Origin of the sequence: Actinoplanes sp. NPDC048791 (genome assembly GCF_040650095.1) — a bacterium.
Classification (GTDB): Bacteria; Actinomycetota; Actinomycetes; order Mycobacteriales; family Micromonosporaceae; genus Actinoplanes.
Genome location: NZ_JBEZGQ010000916.1, coordinates 1 through 3,350, shown reverse-complemented (window position 1 = coordinate 3,350; position 3,350 = coordinate 1). Strand labels below are relative to the sequence as shown.

General features: G+C 71.9%; 3 protein-coding genes and 1 pseudogene. 3 read left to right on the top strand and 1 reads right to left on the bottom strand.

Annotated elements, in window-relative coordinates:
* The 3 genes from AB0C29_RS39670 to AB0C29_RS39660 form a co-directional block, all read left to right on the top strand.
* Positions 1-636, top strand: a 636-nt coding sequence (locus AB0C29_RS39670; RefSeq protein ID WP_360831905.1) for an SbcC/MukB-like Walker B domain-containing protein, incomplete at its 5' end; no start/stop codon positions are given.
* Entirely contained in the window at positions 633-1,601 is a 969-nt protein-coding gene (locus AB0C29_RS39665; protein WP_360831902.1) for a hypothetical protein, read from the top strand. The genes AB0C29_RS39670 and AB0C29_RS39665, both read left to right, overlap by 4 nt.
* 216 nt (positions 1,602-1,817) lie before the next feature.
* Positions 1,818-2,528: a helix-turn-helix domain-containing protein gene (locus AB0C29_RS39660; RefSeq protein ID WP_360831899.1), complete on the top strand. Its 711-nt coding sequence runs from the start codon at positions 1,818-1,820 to the stop codon at positions 2,526-2,528.
* On the opposite strand, the pseudogene AB0C29_RS39655 reads toward AB0C29_RS39660, so the two are convergent.
* A pseudogene (locus tag AB0C29_RS39655) lies at positions 2,510-3,088 on the bottom strand (dihydrofolate reductase family protein). The gene AB0C29_RS39660 and the pseudogene AB0C29_RS39655 overlap by 19 nt on opposite strands.
* Positions 3,089-3,350 lie beyond the last annotated feature (262 nt).

Here is a 3,350-nt window from a genome sequence, read left to right as displayed (position 1 = left end):
GCCGACGCCGACCTCATCCGGGCCGCCGCGGTGGCCGCCGAACGGGCCGAGGCGGCGTGGCAGCGGCTGGTCGACCGCCGCGAGCAGGCCCGGGAGCTCGCCGAGCAGCGAGCCACCCTGCTGCGCGACGGCCGGGTGGCCAAGGCCCTGGCCGGTCACCTGCGGGCCAACAACTTCGAGCGCTGGCTGCTCGAGGAGGCGCTCGATCTGCTCGTCGACGGCGCGTCGCGGATCCTGCGCGAGCTGACCGGGGGACAGTACGACCTGATGCACGACAAGGGTGAGTTCTTCGTCATCGACCACCACGACGCGGGCCTGCGGCGCGGTGTACGCACGCTGTCCGGTGGCGAGACGTTCCAGGCGTCCCTCGCGCTGGCCCTCGCCCTCTCCGAGCAGCTTGCCGGCATGTCGACGACAGCGGCGAGCCTGGAGTCGATCGTGCTCGACGAGGGCTTCGGCACCCTGGACGCGGCGACGCTGGACGTGGTGGCGGCGACCCTGGAAAACCTGGCCGCCCGCGGGGATCGGATGGTCGGGGTGGTCACCCACGTCAACGCGCTGGCGGAACGCGTACCGGTGCGGTTCGAGGTGCACAAGGACGCCCGTACGGCTCATGTGGAAAGGGTTGGTCTGTGACGCGGATGTTCGTCGACGCCTGGGATCCGTCGTACGGGGCGTCGTTCGAGGGTGACTCGTCGGACGGCCCGGCGTCACCCAGCAGCGCGCAGGTCGACACGGACGTCGAGGTGCCCGCCGACCAGTGGGCCCCGATCGACGTCTCGTCCCGGGTCCGCTGCCCCGACGTGGTGTTCCTGGTCGACGGCGTCCGCCGCAACGATGCCGGCCTGTGGACAGCCGAGGAGGACGGCCTGTCGTACGCCGGCCTGGCTGCCTCGTACGCCGCCGGCGTGGTGCGCTGCGACCTCCGCAACGGCATCGCAGAGCTCGCCGGAGCACGCGTGGCCCGGGGTCTGTTCACCGCCTCGCCGAGCGCGGAGGACCTCCAAGCCGGCTCGGTACGCTACGAGGTGCACCGGGTCAGCGGCACGGGCGAGGCAAGCAAGCTGCCGGCCGCGGTCCAAGCGCCCCTGACCGCCCTGGAGATCGACATCTCAGGCGCGGCCCGCGACGGCGGCTCGGACGGCGCGGACCTGCTGGTGGTGGACGGCCCGTTGCGCAACAGGAGGCAGCTGCCCCGCACGATCGGCTATGTGAAGACGCAGCAGAAGCAGTATCTGCCCGCGGCCTTGACCGCCGTGGTGACCTCACTGCGGCCGACCCAGCGCACACCGGTCTTCCAAATGGGCACGGTCTGGGGCGGCTGGTCCTGGTATCTCAGGTTGCCGGGTGCCTCGGGTGCGCCGTGGTCGGGCATCGTGCGGATCGAGTGCTCGCCGGACCTGACCCCGGCCGAGGCGATCGAGCTGGCGGATCTGTCGTCCGCGACTCTCCCGAGGTTCGCCTCGTCGTCCTACAAGGACCCTCGCGCACCGCAGAATCTCGTGCCGATCGCGGGTCTGGAGCGGCGCTTGCGGGGAATGCTGGGTGATGCTCGGGTGCTGCACCGCGCCCTGACCCTGGCCACCGCCCGGAGCCGCTGACCCCGCCCGCCCTCCTCAGCCTGCGCTCCTGCGGGCCTGCCCTCCTCCGCGCCGCCTTCGCCGCAACCGCTATTGGCGGCGCCCGGTATCTGACCCCGCGCGCCTCCACGGCGCTGGCCATCCACAGCACCGGCTATTAGCGGCGCCTGCTGTCCGCTGCGCTGGTCCTACGCCGGGCCTATCCTTCGTCGCCCGCCTTCCGCGTATCTTTTGCCCGTGGGACTGCGGTTCGAGACGCGCCGGTCCGACTCGCTGTGGGTCGACGCGGTGTGGACCTGCGCGAGTGAGCAGGTCACTGCGATGACGTCCGTCGCCGGGGTGCGCTGGGGTCTGGTGTTCTGGACGCAGGCCGGCCAGGCGTATGCGGGCGTCACCGGTCCGGAGACGCGGACCGGAACGGCGCCCGTGCCGGAGGGTGCGACCTTCATGGGCATCGAGTTCGCCGTGGGCACCTCGTTGCGGGCCGTGCCCACGCCGGCGCTGGTCGACGGCGGTATCGAGCTTCCCGACACCACGCGCCGGACGTTCCGGCTGGACAGTGCGCGCTGGGAGACGCCCGGCCCCGATGACGCGGAGGCCCTCGTCGCGCGTCTTGTCCGGGCCGGGATCGTGGTCCGGGACCCGCTCGTCGCCGACGTGCTGCGGGGTCACCGCCCAGACGTCTCTGAGCGTACGGTCGAACGCCGGTTCCGTGCCGCGACCGGAATGACCCGGGGCGCGGTCCGGCAGATCGAGCGGGCCCGCACAGCGGCGGAGCTGCTGGCGGCCGGCGACCCGGCCGCCGAGGTCGTCGCCAAGCTCGACTACTTCGACGAGCCGCACCTGGCCCGGGCCCTGCGCTGCTACGTCGGACGCACCGCGAGGCAGCTGCGCGAGGGCGACGGCGGCGCGATCGCCCTCGACCTGGATCAGCGCTTGACGTCGTAGACCAGCTTCAGGATCCCGTTCGAGTAGCTCTCCGACTTCCGCAGCGTGAGCATGTGCTTGTCCCGGTCGGCCCGGCCGAACAAGCTCTTCCCGCCACCGAGCAGCACGGGGAAGACAAGCAGGTGGTACCGGTCGATCAGGCCGGCATCCGACAGCCGCCGGGCCAGCTCCGCGCTCCCGTGGATGAAGATCGCGCCGCCCTCGCCCCGCTTGAGCGCGGCGACATCCTCGGTCTAGCGCAGGATCGTCGTCGGACCCCACCCGTCGACCAGGGCGTCGTCGGTCAGCGTGCTCGACACGACGTACTTGGGCAGGTCCTTGTAGGCGGCGTGGTCCTCGGAACCGGGCCAGATCGGCGCGAACGCCTGATAGCTGCGGCGGCCGAACATCAGCGCCGTCGTGTCGGCGAGTTCCTCACCCTTCAGTGACCAGGCCTCCGGGACGAACTCGAGGTCCTTGACCACCCAGCCGCCGCTGCGATGCTCCTCGCCCGGCCCGCCGCCGGGCGAGTCCACGACGCCGTCCAGCGACATGAAACCGGTGTAGACCAGGTCACGCATGGTGCTGTCTCCTCATGCTCGGGGGAGCGGTCGGGTCCACGCTAGAACGCGGCCACGGCCGCCGTCTTGGACGGAAACGACAGCCCTTCCGACGGGCTGGCCGGGCGGGGATTGCTTCAGCCTGCCCGACCGGTACGGCGGCGGCACCGAACCCACCGGCGCAACTGGCCCGGATGGCCGAGGCCGCCCACTCCGCTGCCCGGGCCGGCGCTGGGCTGGCGAGATGGCCGCATCGCCCGGGCTGGCGGCGGACCAGTTGGGC